This window comes from Anaerotruncus sp., assembly GCF_057433415.1.
Window position 1 is genome coordinate 1 of the sequence record NZ_DBMDHH010000033.1, and the last position, 18,056, is coordinate 18,056.

The following is an 18,056-nucleotide window of genomic DNA, read 5'->3' on the forward strand; positions in this document are numbered from 1 at the left end:
CCTGCGCGCGTTCCGTCGCCGCGGCGAGGACCTTCGCATGCGTGCCCGCCACGACGGCCACGATCGCGTCGAGGGTGTCCATCCCGCTGTAGCCGATCTGCCCGATGTCGCCGACATAGGGGGCGACGTAGTCGGCGCCCGCCGCGGACGCGAGGAGCGCCTGCGCCGCGGTCGTCACGGTGGTGATGCAGATCTCGTTGTCGAACAGCTTTTCCGCGCGGATTTTGTGAAACGCCCGGAACCCCTCCACGCAGGCCGGGATCTTGACGACCACCCTCGGGCTGATGGCCGCGTAGGATACGGCCATCTCCACCATCCCATCGCAGTCCATCGCGTTGGCCTGCGCGAATACGGGGTAGCCGGGGAACGCCCGGCAGATGTTGGCAATCGTCCGGACCGGCGGCGCGGACTCCCTGGCGAGGATGGCGGGATTCGTCGTGATCCCGCTGAGGACCCCCAGCTCATCCATTTTTTTGAGCGTCTCAATATTGGCGCAGTCTGCGTAAAGCAGCATCAGATTTTCCCTCCCGTGTAGTGGTCCAATTTTTTGACAAGCTCGCGTGAAAGGTCCCTGAGGTCCCAGATGGGGAGGCACTCCCCGATCGCCTGGACCTCCTCGAGCTCTCGGAAGACGTCCTGCGGGAGCGGCCCCTTTTCGGCCGACTCGATGTTCTGCCGGACGTGGGCGAGCTCCCGCGCGCCCGCGACGTGCGTGGCGATCTCCTCGTGGTTTATGATATACCGGATCGTCAGTTCGGGCAGGGAGATGCCCGTCTCGTCGGAAATCCGGTAAATCCGTTCCAGCTTCTTCACGACGTTTTGGACCCGTTCGTCCTCGATCGGCTTTAGAAGCTCCATCCACCTCCGGTCCTTGACGATCAAAAACGGTGTGTTCTGCCCGAAGCCGCCCCCGAGCGCGACGCCCACGCCCTGCTCCACGCACGCCGGGATGAGCTCGTCGTAGATGGGCTTTGAAAGGAGGCTCATCCCCCCCGCCGGGAGCACGAAATCGAACTTGCCCGACTTCACAAGCCGGGCGAGGCCGTGGTAGTCCCATCCGCCGAAGCCGACGCTCCTGACCAGGCCCTCCTTCTTCGCCTCGAGCAAAAACTCGATCGCGGCTCCCGACGCGGTCTCATAGTCGATCTGCCACTGCGGCCAGTCGGGCTCGTGGATATTGAAGATGTCAATGACGTCCTTCTGCAAAAGCCACATGCTGTGCTTGAGCGCCCGCATCATTTTGACCGGGTCCACGAACGCCTCGGCGCAGGTCTGCCGCACCGTGTTGGCGTACTCCTCCTTGACCGACCTTTCGAAGTAGCCCATCTTTGTCGAGCAGCACAGCCGGGGATTATCCCGGTGGCGCGCGAGCGCCCTGCCGAGCAGCTCCTCGCTCTCCCCCCAGCCGTACATCTCAGCGGTGTCGTAATAGGTGATCCCGTTGTCCATGGCGTAGTCCAGAATCTCATACGCCGCGTCCTGCATCACGTTGAATTCTTCCGTGAACTGGTAGCATCCCAGACCGAGAACGGAGACGTCCATTCCCGTTTTTCCCAACCTGCGTTCAATCATTTTGCGGCTCCTATCGATACGAATTCATCATCGAAAGCGCTGCCAGCCGGCCCGGCAGCCGTTGACGGGCTGCTCCGGGCCGGCCGGTGCTGCGGGGGCTTCGGGTCAGGCGATCCCCCCGTCGTACAGATCCACGAGCGCCTTCTCGAGTTTTTGATAGTCTTCGGGCCTCAGCGGCTGGAACGGCTTGATGCAGTTGCCGCAGTCGATCCCCTGGAGCTTGAGCACGCCCTTGATGGCGGGGAAGATCCCGATTTCGAGAAGGGTCCTGATCATCCCGTTGCCCTTGCCCTGAAGGTACCTCGCCCGCTCCATGTCCCCCGCGTCAAACGCCTTTTTGAGCTGGACGAACACGTCGGCCATGATCGAGAAGGTGCTGCCGATCGACGCCCTGACGCCGACAGAAAGCGCCGGAAGCAGGATTTCGTCATGCCCGTTGAACACGGCCTTGTCCCGGCAGGTCCTCACCAGCGCCTCCGTCTGCATGAGGTCCATGGTCGTCTGCTTGACGCCGACGATCCCGTCGTGCGCGAGCAGCTCGACCAATTCCTCCGTCCCGAAGGAGACGCCGCTCATTTTGGGGATGTTGTAGAGGATCACCGGCATACCGGAGGCCTCCGCGATGTCAAAATAGTACTGCACGATCTCCCGCTTGGAGTAGGAGAAATAAAAGGGCGGGACCGCGGAGATCGCCGTTACGCCGCATTCCGCCGCCGCGTTCGCCATCTTGATGCTGGCACGGGTCGAGAAGGTCCCGATGTTCGCAATGACGTCGCACCTTCCGTCCACGATCGCGCAGACGGCTTTGATCAGCTGCACCCGCTGCTCATCCCGCAATAGGAAGGATTCGCCGGTGCTGCCGCTGACGTAAAACCCCGACACCCCCTGCCCAATGGTCTTTTCGATCACCTGCGCCAGGGCCTTTTCATTGATCTCCTCATTTTCATCGATCGGGGTGATGATCGCCGGATAGATTCCTTCAAACTGTTTCATCATTCCGTTCCCTTTTACTGGTCCAGCTCAGGAACCAGGACGACCTTCGCCGCCTCCCGGTTGGTGAACATCTCAAAGCCCTCCCTCCATTTGGAGAGCGGCAGCTTGTGGGTCACGATCGGGTCCATGTTGACCCGCCCTTCGCGGTAGAGGGCCAGCGTGTTCCGCCAGGAGGTGTGGTCATAGCCCATGTGCCCGATGAAGGTGACGCCCTTGTGGCCCATCAGGTCCGCGGGGTCCTCCTCATAGGAGACCGCCGTCCGGGTGTAGCCCACCATGATGAACGCGCCGCCCGGACGCAGCATCCGCACCGCCTCCGGCAGGATGTTGGCGGAACGCGACGCGCAGTTGATCACGGCCGCGACCCCGTCTTCCCCACAGATCTCCTTCACCTTCCTGACGACATCCGGGTCGTCCGCCATCAGGATGTCGGTGGCGCCCAGCTCCTCGCAGATCGGGTTCCTCGTGGGGGCGCTCCTTCTGGTGCCGATCACGATGATCCGCGCCGCGTTGATCAGCCGGGCGATCAGCACGCTGAACAGCCCCAGCGGGCCGTTGCCGTAGATCACCACGTTGTCGCCCGGAAGGACCTTCGCCTCCTGTACGATGGCCTTGTACGCGTTGCAGATGGGGTCCATGACCGCCGCGTGCTCAAACGGCATGTTGTCGGGAATCCGGCGGATGCTGGCGGGGTCCCGCTGGAGGACGACCCCCGGAATCCGCACGTACTCGGCCATGCCGCCGTCCATGTCGCCGCCGATGCCCTTGCGCTCGGGGCAGAGCAGGAAATTGCCCGTCTCGCAGGCCGGGCAGTGGCCGCACACGTAGCCGGTGTTGTCCGAAACCACCCGGTCGCCGACCTTCCAGCCGGTGACGTTCCTGCCCACCTCATAGACCTCGCCCGCGAATTCATGCCCGATGACCATCGGGTAGGTGTAGTTTTTGTATTTCGCCTCATCCGGGCCGTACAGGAGCGGCATATCCGAGCCGCAGATGCCCGCCGCCTTCACCTTGAGGACGATATCGTTGTCGCCGCACACCGGGTTGGGGACGTCCGTGTACTCCAGATGGAACGGTCCGTACGCTGTTTTTGCAACTGCTTTCATTTCTTTACCTCCTATGTCTTCCTGGGACTTATGACGAAACTGCATTAACAGTTTGTTTTCCTGGTCGGTTTCTCTTGCAATACTTATTATTTTGTCTTATAATAATATCTAGAATAATCGCGAAGGTGAATGATATGAGTAAAGTCAGTACCGTCAATCAGGTGAAGGAGCACAACATCGCCCTGGTCCGCGACGTCATCCACAGCTCCGTGGAGTTCACGAAGCATTCCGTCGCCCAGGCCACGGGGCTCAGCATCGCCACCACGAACAGCATCCTCAACATGCTCTGCGAGGCCGGGGAGATCGTGGCCATCGGCAACGTCTCCTCGACGATCGGCCGCCCCGCCGCCAAATACGCATACAACCGGGATTACGCCCACATCTGCTGCGTCTTCCCCTCGTCCGCCGGGAGCCAGCGCTACCTGTTCTATTCGGTGTTCGACCTGCTCGGCAACTCGGTCGAGCAGAACCAGGTGTGGCTGGAGGACGTGACCTACGAAAGCTTCGAGGAGCTGCTCGGCTCTCTGCTCGAAAAGGACCCCGGCATCAAAAAGGTCAGCATCGGAATCCCCGGCTATTACGACAACAACCACATCCACTCCTGCACCATGACGGGCCTGAACGGCTGCGACCTGACCGGGAAGCTCAGCGAGCGGTTTCCCTGCGAGTTTCTCATGGAAAACAACATGAACGCCATCGCCTACGGCCTTTACGACGCCAGACGGGAGCATGGCCACGCCCCCACCGCGCTCGTCGTCGTCTCCTTCTTTGAGGGCAGCGGCCCCGGCTCCGGGATCATCATCGACGGCAAGATCTATCTCGGCAAGAGCAATTTTGCGGGGGAGGTGGTCTTCCTGCCCTACCAGGACGGCAACATCTACGACCTCGTGAACCAGGGGCCGGAATCCATCGTCAAAAGCACCGCGCAGGTGGTCAGCTCCTACTGCGCCATCCTGAACCCCGAGACCTGCGTCCTCACGGGGGAAAACCTCAGCGCGGACATGTGCGGGCCGATCCTCGACCGCTGCAAGCACTTTATCCCGGAGCAGCACCTGCCCGAGCTGCTGTATGTATCCAACTATAACCAGTACTACCAGAACGGGCTCTTCCGGATCGCGTTAAACAACCCCTACCATTGACCGCCCCGGAAGAGAGATGACGCTGTCAAGTGAAATACCGAAACATTTCATTGACAACGTCACCGCAACACCGGGACCGTGATTCCGCAACCGGAATCCCCCGCCGCTTGAAACGCCGGAACTTTTCCCGCCGCACCGATGACGACGGCTCGGGCCGTCGCCATCGGTGCGTTTTTCCGCCATGCGGGAGGACCGGCTATTTTGTGCGCGCCCGATTTTGCAATCAGGCGTCAGATTTTCTCATCATACTCGTTGATGAAGTCCATGTTGAGCTTCAGGCCCAGACCCGGAAGGTCGGGGATTGTCATGAAGCCGTGGTCCGGCTTCGGCGCGTCGAGATAGGTGTCGGCCGTGATCCCCTCGAACAGCTTGAGCCTCTCGAGGAAGGGCGCGTTGCCGAACGCGCTGACCAGGTGGATGTGGATGTTTTCCATCGCGTGCGGGGCGAACTTCACGTTGAACGCCTGGGTGAGCGCGCCGATTTTCAGCATCTCGGTAAATCCGCCCGCGCGGGTCCCGTCCAGCTGCACGATGTCCGCGCAGCCGTTGACGAGAAGGTCCCTCGCCCCATACTTGGTATATTCCTGCTCGCCGGTCGCGAGCGGGAGGTCGGTGGAGTTCTTAAATTTGACGAGGCCCGGGATGTCGTCGGCAAAGACCGGCTCCTCGAGGAACATGACGTCGTAGTCCTTGACCCGGTTGGCGAACCGCGCGCCCGTCGCCGCGTCCCAGCAGTTGTTCGCGTCCAGCATGATGCCGATCTCCGGCCCCACGGCCTCGCGCACCTTGCGGACCCGCTCCAGGTCGCGGTTGGTGTTGTGCCCGCCTTCCACGCCGACTTTGAATTTGATCTTCGAGTATCCGTCGGCCTTGACCAGATTGACCATCTCTTCCACGAGCTCCTCGTCCGAGTAGGAGGTCCACCCGCCGCTCCCGTAAACGGGAATTTTGGTCTCGGTGCCGCCGAACATCTTAAAAAGAGGCATGTTGAGGATCTTGCCCTTGAGGTCCCACAGCGCGATGTCGATCGCCGAGAGGGCGCAGAACATCAGGCCTTTGCGGCCCACGCCGCGGAGGTAGGCTACGAGTTCGTTCCAGATGACCTCCGTCTCAAACGGGTCCCTGCCGATCAGCTTGGGCTTGATGTTCTTTTCGATCATCAGCTTGGTGGCCTCGCCGCCGACCTCGTGGTAGGTTACGCCAAAGCCCTCGATTCCGTCGTCCGTCGTAATGCGGACGATTGTGAAGCCGACGGTCTCGACCTTTCTTGTCGCATCCGCAAAGCCGCCTGAAATCGGCTTGGATACAAGATGCACTTTGATATCCCGAATCTTACTGTTTTGCATATCATATCTCTCCTGTACGATTAAACTGCCTGGACGGTCCTGGCCTTCCTGTTGCTTGCATAGGCGTCGAGGGCGATTGCAAACAGCAGAACGCCGCCGCGGACAATGTACTGGAACGCCGGGTCAAGGTTCATCAGGCTCATGCCGTTGTCGAGCGCCGCCATGATCAGCGTGCCGGCGACGGCGCCGGCCACGGTGCCGCGTCCGCCCGTGATTGCGGTGCCGCCGACCACGCAGCCCGTGATGGCGGTGAACTCATACCCATTGCCGCCCGCGGTGGTCGCCGCGCTCAAACGCCCCACGTATACGAGGGCCGCCGTCGCAACCACGACCGCATGGAGGACATAGAGCTTTAAGAGCTCCTTGGAGACGTTGATGCCGGAGAGGGCCGCCGCGTCCTTGTTGCCGCCGATCGCGTAGACGTACCGGCCGAACTTGGTGTTGTTGCTGACGTACGAAACGATGATCGTCAGCACAAACAGGATGATCATCGCATAGGCAAAGCCCTTGTAGCTGTAGAGGATGACCGTGACGGCCGCCGCGAGGATCGCGATGAGCGCCATCTTGGGAACGAGCTTCATCCAGTTTTTCTCGCTGAGGCCCTGCTTGATGCTCTTCTTTTCCTTCGCCACCGTAAAGGCGATGTAGGCGATGATGATCAGGGCGCCCAGAATCAGCGTGGTGTCATTGTGCGTCCCGCTGATCGAGGGCATGTAGCCGTTGCCCATCTCCGCGATGATCCCCTTGACCGGGCCGACCATGCGCCCGTCGCTGATATACTGGTTGATCCCGAGGAAGACCAGCTGGGTGGCCAGGGTGATGATGAACGCCGGCAGCTTCATGTAGCCGACCCAGAAGCCGTGCCACAGGCCGGTGATGATCGCGATCGCAAAGACGATCAGGACCACCACGATCGACGGCACCGAGCCGTAGTTGACCTGGATCAGCGCCGCGACCATCGCGAGCATGCCGAGGTAACGGCCCGCGGAAAGGTCCGCGTTGCCCGTGATGATGACCAGGCACATGGTGATGGCGATGATCGAGCATGTCGCACCCTGCATCAGAAGGTTCGACAGGTTGCGGACAGTCAAGAACATGCCGCCCGTAAAGATCTGAAAGAGTCCAAAAATTACGATTGCCTCCAGAACCAGGCTGTTCTGGTAAAACAGGGCAAACAAGTCGACTTTTTTCTTGGTTTTCGTCATGTCGTAACGCCTCCCGTTGCAGCCAAAGCCACATCTTCCTGAGTGATATTTCTCGCCGAATTATCAAATTCCGCGCTGATCCTGCCCTCCCGCATGACGTAGATGCGGTCGCTTATCCCGAGGATCTCCGGCAGCTCGGAGGAGATCATGATGACCGCGATCCCCTGGGCCGCCATCTGGTTGATCAGCTGGTAGATCTCCGTCTTGGCGCCGATGTCGATGCCCCTGGTCGCCTCGTCCAGAATCAGGACCTTCGGCTCCGTCATGAGGGCCTTGGCCAGGCAGACCTTCTGCTGGTTTCCGCCCGAGAGGTTGCCCGCCCTCTGGAGAATGGACGGCGTCTTGATCCGCAGCTTTTTGACCATCTCTTTCACTTTGCCGTACTCTTTGTCGCGGTTGATGAAAAGGCCGTTGTTGATGTACTTGTCAAGACTGGAGAGCGAAGCGTTATAGGCAATGTCCGAGGTCAGGACAAGCCCGTAGCGCTTGCGGTCCTCCGAGGAATAGAACACGCCGGCCTTGATCGCCTCGTTGGAATTCTTGAAGCGCTGCCTCTGCCTGCCCCTGTATTCGAGCTTTCCGGTGATGGCGTCATCGAGCGCGCCGAAGATGCTCATCCCCAGCTCGGTGCGTCCCGCGCCGATCATTCCCGCCAGGCCGATGACTTCGCCCTCGCGGACCTCAAGGTTGATGTCCCGGACGATCCATTTGTTGTTGATGCCGTCGAACACCGACCAGTCGGAGACCTTCAGCGCCACCTCCCCGATCGGGCAGCTGCGCGGCTCGAAAAGGGTCTTAAGCTCGCGGCCGACCATGCCGCTGATCAGCGTGTCCTGGGAATATTCCCTCGCCGGCCTGGTTTCCACCGTCTGGCCGTCGCGCAGGATCGTGACCGTATCGGCGATGCTCAGGACCTCGCCGAGCTTGTGGGAGATGAAGATGATGCTCATCCCCTTATCCCGCAGGCCGCGGACCAGCTCCAGGAGGTTTTCGGAGTCGTCCTCCGGCAGCGGCGCCGTCGGCTCGTCAAGGATGAGGATTTTGCAGTTTTTGTTGAGCGCCTTGGCGATCTCCACAAGCTGCTGCTGCCCGATGCCCAGATTTCCGACCCTCGTCTTGGGGTTCACCTTCAGTTTCAGCTCGTCGAGCAGTTCCTTTGCCCTGTCATATTCGAAATCCCAGTCGATGAGACCGCTCTGGCAGACCTCATCTCCCAAAAAAATATTTTCACATACAGTTAAGGTTTGGATCAGGCCGAGCTCCTGGTGGATGATTGCGATGCCGGCCGCTTCACTCTCTTTGATGCCTTTGAAGCTGACTTTTTCTCCATTCAGAATGAGTTCGCCTGAATAATCGGTATACTCACCGCTCAGGACCTTCATAAGGGTTGACTTACCTGCGCCATTTTCGCCTACAAGTGCATGGACTTCCCCACGCCGGACGTCAAACGTAACGTCGTCCAGAGCCTTGACTCCAGGGAACAGTTTTGTGATGTGATTCATCTGCAGGACATAATCTTCCATATATGTGCGCCCCTCCCTTCCTTTCATGATGATTTGTGGGGCTCCACCCGCAAAAGAGCGGAGCCCCACAATTCTTGCGGTTCAGTGATTCGTGCGAAATGCTGCCGTTTTAAAAGTGCTGGTCCCACCACTTCTGCAGCTTGCCGCAGATGAGTTCCGGCGTGGTGACCGCCGGGTCCGTGGTCCACATGACTTCGTTTCCGAAGTACCCTTTGTAGCGGTTGTCGTCGAACGTCTTGAGCATGGCGTCCAGATCCAGCTCGCCCTCGCCCGGGATCCGGTGCTCCCACGCCCCGGAGGGGAGCAGGCCGCCGTCCGTGTAGTGGACGTTGACGACCTTATCCGCGCCGCAGATGTCGTAGACATCCTGCACCGATTCGTTGGTCTGCGCCAGGCACATCAGGTCGATGGTGACCGCCATGTTGTCCGAGCCGCAGTCGCTGATCAGCTTCATGATCCGCTTGTGGTCGGTGATCACGGTGATATCCCTAGTGGTCGCCTCGTAGGTGATCGTCACGCCTTCCGTCTTTGCGATCTCCGCGAGCCTGCCCATCGAATCCACGGTGATGTTCCAGACGTCGTCGATGCTCTCGTCCATGTTTGCATAGCCCGGGAACACCAGCACGTAGGGCGCGCCGATGACGCCGGCCGTGCGGATGGCCTTTTCAAAATACCGGAAGGTACGCAGGCGGGTGGCGGGGTTTTTGGAGGAGAGGTTGGTCGGGTAGGCGCAGTTTTCGGGGTTAAGCTCGACCACGCTCAGACCGCGCTCATCCAGCTTGCGCTTGAGCACCTTCATGTCCGCATAGGTAATGTCGTCCATGCAGAAATGGGGCTCCGCGCCATAGAACTCCAGCTTGCCGGCGCCCAGCCGCTGCAGGGAATCCAGCGCATAATCCAGGGAATAGTCGATGTAGGGAAAGTTGGACAGGATGAACTGGTCCCTTGTCAGATTCTTAAATTTCATAGGATTACTCTCCGTAAACTTCCTCGTGCGTGAAGAGTCCGGCCGCGATGACCGTCTCGTCGATGTTGTCCTTGGTGACGACGACGCCGGGATAGCTCATGAACGGGATGGTCTGGCCGTCGCTGTTCACGTCGGTGCCGAAATCAGCCGCGGTCTTTTCGCCGAGGTAGTACTGGATGCAGGCTTCGGTGAAGAGCTGCGGATACTCGCTGCCGGCCTTCGCAACCGTGGAGACCTGGGTGCCCTGGACGATCCGCTGGCAGGCCAGCAGGTCGCAGTCCTGGCCGCAGACGAGGACCTTGCCCGCAAGCCCGGCGCCTTCCAGCGCCTGGATCGCGCCGCCAGCCATGCCGTCGTTCATGCAGAGGATCGCGGTCAGGCTGTCGCCGTACTCGGCGATCCAGTTCTCCGCGTAGCCCATGGCGGTCGCGGGATCCCAGTTGGTGGTCCACTGCTCGCCGATGACTTCCACGTCGCAGTTCTTCATGCTGTCGAGCATGCCTTCCTGGAACTTCACAACGCCGGTGCCGCCGGTGGAGTCGCCGTAGATGTACGCAACATTGCCGGTGATGTTCATGTCGCCGATCGTCTTGGTGATCAGCTGGCCGATCTCATAGAAGTCGTTGCCGCCGGTGAAGTCGGCGTAGGTGTCGCCCATGACCGGCTCGTAGTAGCAAACCAGGACGCCTTCATCGTGGGCGGCCTTCATGGCGTTGGTGATGGCGCCGGGCTCATTGCACTGTGCGATCAGGATGTCGATCCCCTGCGCGACCAGGTTCTCGATCTGACCGGCCTGCTTCTGCGCGTCATTCTCAGCGACCTGATAGATCAGCTCGACGCCCTGGTCCTTGCAGACCTGCTTGATAACGTTGAGCTCCTTCACCCAGCGCTCTTCCTGCTGCGTTTTCCAGGAGACGCCGATGACGATATCCTCTTTGGCCTTCACGGGCTTGCCGTTCCATCCGACATTGCCTTCCGCGGCGGGTTCGGCCGCGGGCTCGACCGCAGAATCGGCTGCGGACTCGGGAACCGCCTCATTCGTTGACTCGGGGGCCGCGTTGTTCGTAGCGCATGCGCTGAGAGAAACCAGCATTGCCATTGCAAGCACTACCGCCAAAAATTTCTTAAACATCTTTCAATCTCCTTTTCATTTTTCCCCGAAATAAATTTCAGGTATTTCGTGTCACAATTATAGCTAAATACTTGGAATAGTTCAATCAATTTTTGATTTTTTTACGAATTTATTTGATATTTCAGCCTTTTCGCCAAACCTGGTTCTGGGTTTTCATCCACTTTAACTATGATATTTTGTCAATATTATGGTAAATCGTCTATTTTGCATAATAATGTAGACGTTTTAGAAGTATTAATCAGTCAATAAATTTACAAATGTTATTTTTATACATTGACATTATATCAAATATTGATTGACATTTATTTTCTTTGAAGTATAATTTATTTACCGGAATGCAATAGTTTTTAATAACTGTTTCATGGAGGCTTTTCGGCTCTTTTTTCAAATTTGAACGAGACCCTCCTCACGCTACCCGATATCACCCCGCTGACCACTGGTAAAAAGAGAGGCGCCGTCAAAAACACAGCCCCCTCCTCTATCTAACAAAAACACCTTGATTTTCCATCTATTGGGATTTGTTGTGGGCGTTTTTTAAATTGATTGATATATTTATTTTATTCATTACTCGCTATTGATTTTTTATGGAAATAGGTTATACTAATTTGAGAAGATCGCTCTGTCCATTTTTTCTATTCGCTGCCGTCCAAATTTTTGTTGAGAGGAACATCTATCACACCATGCCAGACACAACGGGATCGAACAATTTCATAAACGATCAGATCGCGGAATTGATTATGGAGTGCATCGACGAGCACAAGAAGCTCCCCACGGAACAGGAGTTGATGGAGCGTTTCCAGATCAACCGGTTTGCTTTGCGCGAAATTTTGAACGCCTATGCCGTCAACGGCATCATCGTTTCGCAGCAGGGCAGCGGCCGCTATGCGCAGTTTCCGGATTTGGGCGTCCAGATCAAAAACATCTGGGCCCCGTTCATCAAGTGCCGGCCGTCTCTGCTGCTCGACTTTTTCGAGATCCGGAAATGTCTGGAGCTCTCGTCGCTCCCCATCGCCATGCAGAACCTGCGGCCGGACGACCTTTTGCAGCTGCGCCACCATACCGACGCGATGCTCAAATGCGCCCAGGCCGGCGAGTCGTTTGAAAGCTTCGACCGGGATTTCCACTGCACCCTCTTCGCCTGCACGGGAAACCTGTTTTTCAAGCAGCTGCTGACCGCTTTCTGGGACATCTGTGAGGATTCCATCATCTGGCCCTCCAGCAACGACCTTCTCTACGTCGCCCAGCAGCACATCGACATTCTCGAGGCGCTGGCCTGCCAGGACGAGGCGAGGGCATCCGAGCTTTTGAACATGCAGCTTGTCGAATCGCGTAACCAGATCGCGCTGGCGCTGGTGAAAGGAAGTCAGGAAAGCCCGCGTGAGCATAACGCCTTCGTCGCGCTTACCTGAGGCGCGAACCGTCACACGGATCGGTCCCGTTAAGCAATCAAAAAAACAGGCCGGAACGGCGCCGCGGATGCGGCGCCGTTCCGGCCTGTTTTGGTATTTCACGACGTGTCCGGAGACGGGATGCGTCCGGACAAAACCGAAGCCCGGCGGTTTCCCGCCGGGCGATGTTCGCGCCGCTTACGCGGAGCGCATGATTCCTTGGGACGAAATAGTGGATAAACGCCGCAGAAATCTTATTTCAGGAGTTTGATTTTGCCGAGCAGAGGAACCTCTTTCTCTTCCTCTTTGCAGGCGGCGACAAGGCCCATGATCCAGAAAATGAACACCACGATGCTGGCGATTCCGCCGATGATCGCACCGACGATGGTGATCCGGGCGATGATGCTGCACACGATGCCAGCCAGGAAAATGACAAGGGCCTGATTCAGGTGGAACTTCGCACCCTCCTTGTCGCCCGCGAAAAACGCGATGATCCAGCCGATCCAGGTGATGTACGCGACAATACCGGTCGTTTTTTTGTTCACGAAATAACCTCCTCAAAATTTCCCAAGGCTCCTCTTTATCTTACCCCATTCGACAGCAATTGTCAAAGGAACCTGCAAATTTTACAGGGGAATCTCATGAAAAGATATGCATAAAAATTTGTTCTTATGCATCGCGTGTGGGTTCGCAGCGGAAAAACGGCGTATATTTATTCCCCGCGGCCGCCCACCGCCCGGCTTAACGCCGGATAGACCGCGAGCGCCAGCGCGCCGCCGGCCAGCGCGGTCACAAACTGCGGCCAGGAAAACATCACCGACAGCATCTGCGCCTGCTTGGGCGGCACATTGGGGAGCATCCCCAGGATCGCCGGAACCGTCAGCCACAGCGCCGCACATTTCGCACCGGCGCCGATCAGCACGCCGGCCGCCCGCCGGCCCGTGCCGTGCAATTTCCCGAGGAAAAACCACGCCGCCGCGGCGATCACCGCGTTTCCAAGCGCGATCGCTGGTACGATGAAGGGCACCGGTGTCATGCCGAGCAGCGCCGCCAGAATCGACGAGACGACCCCGCAGGCCACCCCCGACCAGAGCCCCACGCTGGCCGCCGCCAAAATCAGGACCAGATTGACCAGCGAGCCGGTCACCAGCTGGTTGATGCTGAACGGCCCGGCGATCACCGCCCCCGCAGGCAGCATCCTGCCGACGATCTGCGCAAGCAGCACAAGCGCCGTGCACAGCGCCGTGCGGGTGATCCATTTTACCTTTTCATCCGTATGGGTCATTGGAACGCCTCCTCACGGGTATCATGATACTCAAAAGGGATCGTTTTTCAAGACTGTCGGGCGGCCTTTGCCCGCGGGACGGGAAACCGGAAAGATCTCACCTGCTGATCTCGTCGAGGGTGCGGTCGAAGGCGGGCAGATACTCCCGCAAAAAAATGTCGACGGCGGGGATCCCCATCTCACGCAGGGCGGCGAGCTGGGATTCGCGGGCGCTGAGGAAATCGTCGTTGCCCATGCGGATCTCCTCGATGCACTTGACGAGCGCGGAGAGCTTGTCCGCGGCCTTGACGAGCCGGCGGACCTGCGGGTCCTCCTCGAAGAAGCAGGGACGGTACCGTTCGGCCAGCTCGGAGGGCAGGGTGGCGAGCAGCCGGCCGGCGGCAGCCTCCTCGATGGCCTTGTAGCTCTCCTTGATGGCGGGATTGTGGTATTTGACGGGGGTGGGCAGGTCGCCGGTGAGGATCTCGCTGCAATCGTGGTAGAGGGCGCAGAGCACCACCCGCGCGGGGTCCGCCCCCTCGATGAGGGCGAGCGCGTGGGCGAAATAGGCGGTTTCGAGGGTGTGCTCGCTGAGGTTTTCGGTGCGGGAATTACGCATGAGGCCCCAGCGGCTGATGTATTTCATTCGGGAAAGCATCGCAAAAAATCCATAGGGTTCCATCATCCTGCTCCTTTCCTGGGCGGTCTTCTGCATCAAATGATACCATATCGGCCACTGAAAGAAAAGAAAGCCTTTGCAGGAAAATTTTCGGCGGGCTTTTAAACGCCGTCATTTGTGGTATAATTTAGTAAGGTATCTTCCCCCCATTTGTCAGCTTGGAGGTTTTGCAATGCCGCTCACGTCACAGACGCAGAATAAGGGCAGCTGCCGCAGGGCGTTTCTGATCGCACTGGTGACAGCCGCCGTCATCTTTCTCCCGTTCATCATCTGGGACAAGGGGTACTTTTTCTTTTACGGGGATTTTAACGTCCAGCAGATCCCGTTCTATAAGCTCGCCCACGAGGCGGTGCGGTCCGGGGATCTCTTCTGGAACTGGTATACCGACCTGGGCGCCAACTTTATCGGCTCCTACAGCTTCTACCTGCTTGGAAGCCCGTTTTTCTGGCTGACCCTGCCCTTCCCCACCTCCTTCGTCCCCCATCTGATGGGACCGCTGCTCATTCTCAAGCACGCCTGCGCCGCTTTCACCGGCACCCTCTACCTCAAGCGGTTTGTGAAGGAACGCGATTATGCCGTCTTCGGCGGGCTGCTCTACGCCTTTTCCGGGTTCGCCGTCTACAACGTCTTCTTCAACCACTTCCACGAGGCGATCGTCTTCTTCCCGCTCCTGCTCGTCGGGCTTGAGGAGCTGATCGTCCATAACCGCCGGGGCGTCTTCGCCCTTGCCGTCGCAATCAACGCCTTTGTGAACTACTGGTTCTTCATCGGCGAGGTCGTTTTCGTCGTCCTCTATTTCATCGTCCGCGCCCTCTCCCCCGACTGGCGCATGAACCTGCGCCGCTTCTTCTGGACGGCGTTTGAATCGGTGCTCGGGCTCCTGCTTTCGATGGCGCTCTTCCTGCCCGCCGTCCTGGCGATCATGGGCAACCCGCGCACCGGCGCGGACGAGCTGCTCAGCGGCTGGAACCTCTGGCTCTACTGGCACCAGCAGCTCTACCCCGCGATCGTCTCCTCCGCCTTCTTCCCGCCCGACCTGCCCAGCCGCCCCAACCTCTTCCCCGACCGCGGGGCCAAGTGGGCCTCCCTTTCGGCGTGGCTGCCCTTCGTCAGCATGACCGGCGTCATCGCCTACGTCCGCTCCAAGCGCGACTGGCTCCGCCGCATCCTGCTCGTCTGCGCCGTCGTCGCGCTCGTGCCCGGGCTCAACAGCATCTTCATCCTCTTCAACAACTCCTACTACGCGCGCTGGTACTACATGCCCATCCTGCTGATGGCGCTCGCCACCGTGCTCGCGCTTGAAAACCGCTCGGTCGACCTCGACAAGGGGTTCCGGTGGACGCTCCTCTTCACCGCCGTTGTCACCGCCATCCTCGGCCTCACCCCCACCCTCCAGTCGGACGGCGGCGTCAAGATTGGGCTGGCCAAATATCCCGAACGGTTCGCGGCCACCGCCGGCATCGCGATGCTCGGCCTCCTCGCGCTCTGGCTCATCATCCGCCGCTGGCGAAACACAAGGGGCTTCATGCGCATCATGACCGCCGCGCTCTGCTTTGTGTGCGCGTGCTATTCGATCACCTTCATCGCCACCGGCAAGACCCATTCGGACAAGCCCGATTTCCTGCGCGACACCGCGCTGGCGGGCCGCTATGAGCTTGAACTGCCCGACGACGGCACCTTTGCCCGCACGGACATCTACCACGGCATGGACAACCTCGGCATGTTCTGGCACCTGCCCAACATCCAGACCTTCCACTCGATCGTGCCCGTCTCGATCATGGAGTTCTACCCCAAGGTGGGCGTCAAGCGGGACGTCTCCTCCAAGCCCGAAACGGAGTATTACCAGCTGCGCCCGCTGCTTTCGGTGCGCTGGCTCTTCATCAAGACGGACGACCCCGAGCAGGAGCCGATGCCCGGCTGGGAGCCCCGGTCGGTCCAGCTCGGCTACAACCTCTACGAGAACGAATATTTCATCCCCATGGGCTTCACCTACGACTACTATATCACCGTGCGCGACCTCGAGGAGGTCCCCGAGGAGGACCGCGCCGCCGTGCTGCTGCACGCGCTCGTCCTCAAGGACGAGGCGGCCGCCCGCCACGGCGATATCCTCGAATATATGCCCAAGGAATACTACGGCGGCCTCGACGAGGAGGACTATTACGCCGACTGCCTCGCGCGGCGGGAGACCGCGGGCTATGAATTCACGACCGACAACCGCGGCTTCACCTCCCGCATCGACCTGCCGCGGGAAAACCTCGTCTTCTACTCGGTGCCCTACGATTCCGGCTGGTCCGCCACCGTGAACGGCCAGCCCGCCCAGATTGAAAAGGCCGCGCTCGGCTTCATGGCGGTGCGCGCCCCCGCCGGGGACAACGTCATCCGCTTTACCTACACGACGCCCGGCCTCTACGCCGGCGTCCTCCTCACGCTGGGCGCGGCGCTGCTGCTCGTCATCTACCTGCTGCTCTGGAAGCGGTACGGCAGAACGCCCGACGACCCGCCCCGGCCTCCCCTGCGGGAGATGACCGACGAGCTGGCCGGCGGGGAGCCGGCCGCCGAGTGGAAGGGGGCGGGCGCGGAGCCGCCGGAGGGCGGCGGCGCGCCCGGCGGCGGCGAAGCCGGGCCCGGCGCGTCCGGCATCGACGATGCGGACGGGACGCGCGAAGAGGACGCGGACGGCCCGCCTGAGCCGCCGCCCGCCTCCTGGTTTGATGAAACGCCCGATTCCGGGGAGGAAACGCAATGAATGAAATTTTATACCTGGTCATCCCCTGCTACAACGAGCAGGAGGTGCTGCCCGAGACCTCCAAACGCCTTAAGGCAAAGCTGGGCGGCATGATCGCCGCCGGGACCGTCTCCCCGCAGAGCCGCGTCCTCTTTGTGGACGACGGCAGCCGCGACATGACCTGGCAGCTCATCTCCGAGCTGCATGAGCGTGACCCGCTCTTTTCCGGCCTCAAGCTCTCCCACAACCAGGGCCACCAGAACGCGCTCGTGGCGGGGCTCACCGTGGCCAAGGACCTCTGCGACATCGCCATCTCGATGGACGCCGACCTGCAGGACGACGTCGACGCGGTCGACCGGTTCGTCGCCGAGTACCAGGCGGGCAGCGACATCGTCTACGGCGTGCGCTCCTCCCGCAAAAAGGACACCCTCTTCAAGCGCACCACGGCGGTCGGCTACTACCGCTTCCTCCGGTGGATGGGGGTGGAGATCGTCCAGAACCACGCCGACTACCGCCTCATGAGCCGCCGCGCCCTCGAGGCGCTCTCCCAGTACGGCGAGGTCAACCTCTTCCTGCGCGGCATCGTGCCGCTCATCGGCTTTCGCACCTCGGTCGTGGCCTACGAGCGCAGCGAACGGTTCGCGGGCGAATCCAAGTACCCGCTGAAAAAGATGCTCTCCTTTGCCGTTGACGGCATCACCTCCTTCTCGGTCAAGCCCATCCGCCTCATCACCACCCTCGGGGTGCTGATCTTCGCGGTCAGCGTGCTCTGCCTGCTCTGGCTGCTCGTCACCAAGCTCTTCGGCCACACGGTCGAGGGCTGGACCACCCTCATGGGCTCCGTCTGGGCACTCGGCGGCATCCAACTGCTCTGCCTGGGAATCCTCGGCGAGTATATCGGCAAGATCTATAAGGAGGTCAAGCACCGCCCCCGCTTTGTGATCGACCAGCTTCTCAACGACTGAAGCGGACGCTATCCATACAATAAAACACCGGGCCGCTGCCATTGGCAGCGGC

At 59.8% G+C, this 18,056-nt stretch carries 16 protein-coding genes; 4 read left to right on the top strand and 12 right to left on the bottom strand.

The features are described from left to right. From ACZO3G_RS09790 to ACZO3G_RS09805, 4 genes are all read right to left on the bottom strand, one after another. Window positions 1–514: transaldolase family protein (locus ACZO3G_RS09790; RefSeq protein ID WP_486847122.1), on the bottom strand; the 514-nt coding region annotated here is incomplete at its 3' end. Further along, window positions 514–1,542, bottom strand: a complete 1,029-nt coding sequence (locus tag ACZO3G_RS09795) for an aldo/keto reductase (RefSeq protein ID WP_276871331.1) — start codon at window positions 1,540–1,542, stop codon at window positions 514–516. The genes ACZO3G_RS09790 and ACZO3G_RS09795, both read right to left, overlap by 1 nt. Window positions 1,543–1,677: 135 nt before the next feature. Then, window positions 1,678–2,565, bottom strand: a complete 888-nt coding sequence (locus ACZO3G_RS09800) for an N-acetylneuraminate lyase (protein ID WP_101553161.1) — start codon at window positions 2,563–2,565, stop codon at window positions 1,678–1,680. A 14-nt stretch (window positions 2,566–2,579) separates the two neighbouring features. Next, window positions 2,580–3,671, bottom strand: coding sequence for an alcohol dehydrogenase catalytic domain-containing protein (locus ACZO3G_RS09805; RefSeq protein ID WP_276871329.1), 1,092 nt, complete (start codon window positions 3,669–3,671; stop codon window positions 2,580–2,582). Between the two features lie 134 nt (window positions 3,672–3,805). Here ACZO3G_RS09805 and ACZO3G_RS09810 point away from each other — a divergent pair, with 134 nt between their 5' ends. Next, on the top strand, window positions 3,806–4,810 hold the full coding sequence (locus ACZO3G_RS09810) for an ROK family protein (protein ID WP_101548512.1): 1,005 nt from the start codon (window positions 3,806–3,808) through the stop codon (window positions 4,808–4,810). 230 nt (window positions 4,811–5,040) lie between these two features. On the opposite strand, the gene ACZO3G_RS09815 is transcribed toward ACZO3G_RS09810, so the two are convergent. The 5 genes from ACZO3G_RS09815 to ACZO3G_RS09835 all read right to left on the bottom strand — a co-directional run bounded on the left by ACZO3G_RS09815 (window position 5,041) and on the right by ACZO3G_RS09835 (window position 10,983). Further along, window positions 5,041–6,156: a mandelate racemase/muconate lactonizing enzyme family protein gene (locus tag ACZO3G_RS09815; RefSeq protein ID WP_276871327.1), complete on the bottom strand. Its 1,116-nt coding sequence runs from the start codon at window positions 6,154–6,156 to the stop codon at window positions 5,041–5,043. Window positions 6,157–6,176: 20 nt separating this feature from the next. Beyond that, a complete protein-coding gene (locus tag ACZO3G_RS09820; protein WP_121587305.1) occupies window positions 6,177–7,361 on the bottom strand; it encodes a sugar ABC transporter permease in 1,185 nt (394 codons plus the stop codon). After that, window positions 7,358–8,911: a sugar ABC transporter ATP-binding protein gene (locus ACZO3G_RS09825; protein ID WP_306575424.1), complete on the bottom strand. Its 1,554-nt coding sequence runs from the start codon at window positions 8,909–8,911 to the stop codon at window positions 7,358–7,360. Before ACZO3G_RS09825 ends, ACZO3G_RS09820 begins: the two co-directional genes overlap by 4 nt. Before the next feature lie 82 nt (window positions 8,912–8,993). Next, window positions 8,994–9,851 carry a sugar phosphate isomerase/epimerase family protein gene (locus tag ACZO3G_RS09830; RefSeq protein WP_276871322.1) on the bottom strand — a complete coding sequence of 286 codons (858 nt, stop codon included), beginning with the start codon at window positions 9,849–9,851 and terminating at the stop codon, window positions 8,994–8,996. A 4-nt stretch (window positions 9,852–9,855) separates the two neighbouring features. Continuing rightward, window positions 9,856–10,983 carry a sugar ABC transporter substrate-binding protein gene (locus ACZO3G_RS09835; RefSeq protein WP_121587302.1) on the bottom strand — a complete coding sequence of 376 codons (1,128 nt, stop codon included), beginning with the start codon at window positions 10,981–10,983 and terminating at the stop codon, window positions 9,856–9,858. Between the two features lie 680 nt (window positions 10,984–11,663). Between ACZO3G_RS09835 and ACZO3G_RS09840 the strand changes: the two genes are divergently transcribed. Further along, a complete protein-coding gene (locus ACZO3G_RS09840) occupies window positions 11,664–12,392 on the top strand; it encodes a FadR/GntR family transcriptional regulator (RefSeq protein ID WP_276871317.1) in 729 nt (242 codons plus the stop codon). Between the two features lie 233 nt (window positions 12,393–12,625). Here ACZO3G_RS09840 and ACZO3G_RS09845 read toward each other — a convergent pair whose 3' ends face one another. The 3 genes from ACZO3G_RS09845 to yfbR all read right to left on the bottom strand — a co-directional run bounded on the left by ACZO3G_RS09845 (window position 12,626) and on the right by yfbR (window position 14,350). Then, on the bottom strand, window positions 12,626–12,916 hold the full coding sequence (locus ACZO3G_RS09845) for a magnetosome magnetite crystal formation protein family (RefSeq protein ID WP_101548498.1): 291 nt from the start codon (window positions 12,914–12,916) through the stop codon (window positions 12,626–12,628). A gap of 167 nt (window positions 12,917–13,083) precedes the next feature. Further along, the gene (locus tag ACZO3G_RS09850) at window positions 13,084–13,656 is read right to left on the bottom strand and encodes an ECF transporter S component (protein ID WP_276871313.1); all 573 of its coding nucleotides are present in this window, start codon (window positions 13,654–13,656) and stop codon (window positions 13,084–13,086) included. Between the two features lie 97 nt (window positions 13,657–13,753). Next, window positions 13,754–14,350, bottom strand: a complete 597-nt coding sequence (gene yfbR, locus ACZO3G_RS09855; RefSeq protein WP_353939288.1) for a 5'-deoxynucleotidase — start codon at window positions 14,348–14,350, stop codon at window positions 13,754–13,756. 136 nt (window positions 14,351–14,486) lie between these two features. Between yfbR and ACZO3G_RS09860 the strand changes: the two genes are divergently transcribed. Together ACZO3G_RS09860 and ACZO3G_RS09865 are read left to right on the top strand one after the other, a co-directional pair. Continuing rightward, window positions 14,487–17,060 carry a YfhO family protein gene (locus tag ACZO3G_RS09860; RefSeq protein ID WP_302549954.1) on the top strand — a complete coding sequence of 858 codons (2,574 nt, stop codon included), beginning with the start codon at window positions 14,487–14,489 and terminating at the stop codon, window positions 17,058–17,060. Beyond that, the gene (locus ACZO3G_RS09865; RefSeq protein WP_276874538.1) at window positions 17,057–18,004 is read left to right on the top strand and encodes a glycosyltransferase family 2 protein; all 948 of its coding nucleotides are present in this window, start codon (window positions 17,057–17,059) and stop codon (window positions 18,002–18,004) included. Before ACZO3G_RS09860 ends, ACZO3G_RS09865 begins: the two co-directional genes overlap by 4 nt. Window positions 18,005–18,056 lie beyond the last annotated feature (52 nt).

Coding starts and splice junctions, on each gene's coding strand:
- ACZO3G_RS09800 (WP_101553161.1), bottom strand. CDS start 2,565: ATGAAACAGTTTGAAGGAATCTATCCGGCGATCATCACCCCGATCGAT.
- ACZO3G_RS09835 (WP_121587302.1), bottom strand. CDS start 10,983: ATGTTTAAGAAATTTTTGGCGGTAGTGCTTGCAATGGCAATGCTGGTT.
- ACZO3G_RS09865 (WP_276874538.1), top strand. CDS start 17,057: ATGAATGAAATTTTATACCTGGTCATCCCCTGCTACAACGAGCAGGAG.
- ACZO3G_RS09840 (WP_276871317.1), top strand. CDS start 11,664: ATGCCAGACACAACGGGATCGAACAATTTCATAAACGATCAGATCGCG.
- ACZO3G_RS09830 (WP_276871322.1), bottom strand. CDS start 9,851: ATGAAATTTAAGAATCTGACAAGGGACCAGTTCATCCTGTCCAACTTT.
- ACZO3G_RS09815 (WP_276871327.1), bottom strand. CDS start 6,156: ATGCAAAACAGTAAGATTCGGGATATCAAAGTGCATCTTGTATCCAAG.
- ACZO3G_RS09850 (WP_276871313.1), bottom strand. CDS start 13,656: ATGACCCATACGGATGAAAAGGTAAAATGGATCACCCGCACGGCGCTG.
- ACZO3G_RS09825 (WP_306575424.1), bottom strand. CDS start 8,911: ATGAAAGGAAGGGAGGGGCGCACATATATGGAAGATTATGTCCTGCAG.
- yfbR (WP_353939288.1), bottom strand. CDS start 14,350: ATGCAGAAGACCGCCCAGGAAAGGAGCAGGATGATGGAACCCTATGGA.
- ACZO3G_RS09805 (WP_276871329.1), bottom strand. CDS start 3,671: ATGAAAGCAGTTGCAAAAACAGCGTACGGACCGTTCCATCTGGAGTAC.
- ACZO3G_RS09810 (WP_101548512.1), top strand. CDS start 3,806: ATGAGTAAAGTCAGTACCGTCAATCAGGTGAAGGAGCACAACATCGCC.
- ACZO3G_RS09820 (WP_121587305.1), bottom strand. CDS start 7,361: ATGACGAAAACCAAGAAAAAAGTCGACTTGTTTGCCCTGTTTTACCAG.
- ACZO3G_RS09795 (WP_276871331.1), bottom strand. CDS start 1,542: ATGGACGTCTCCGTTCTCGGTCTGGGATGCTACCAGTTCACGGAAGAA.
- ACZO3G_RS09860 (WP_302549954.1), top strand. CDS start 14,487: ATGCCGCTCACGTCACAGACGCAGAATAAGGGCAGCTGCCGCAGGGCG.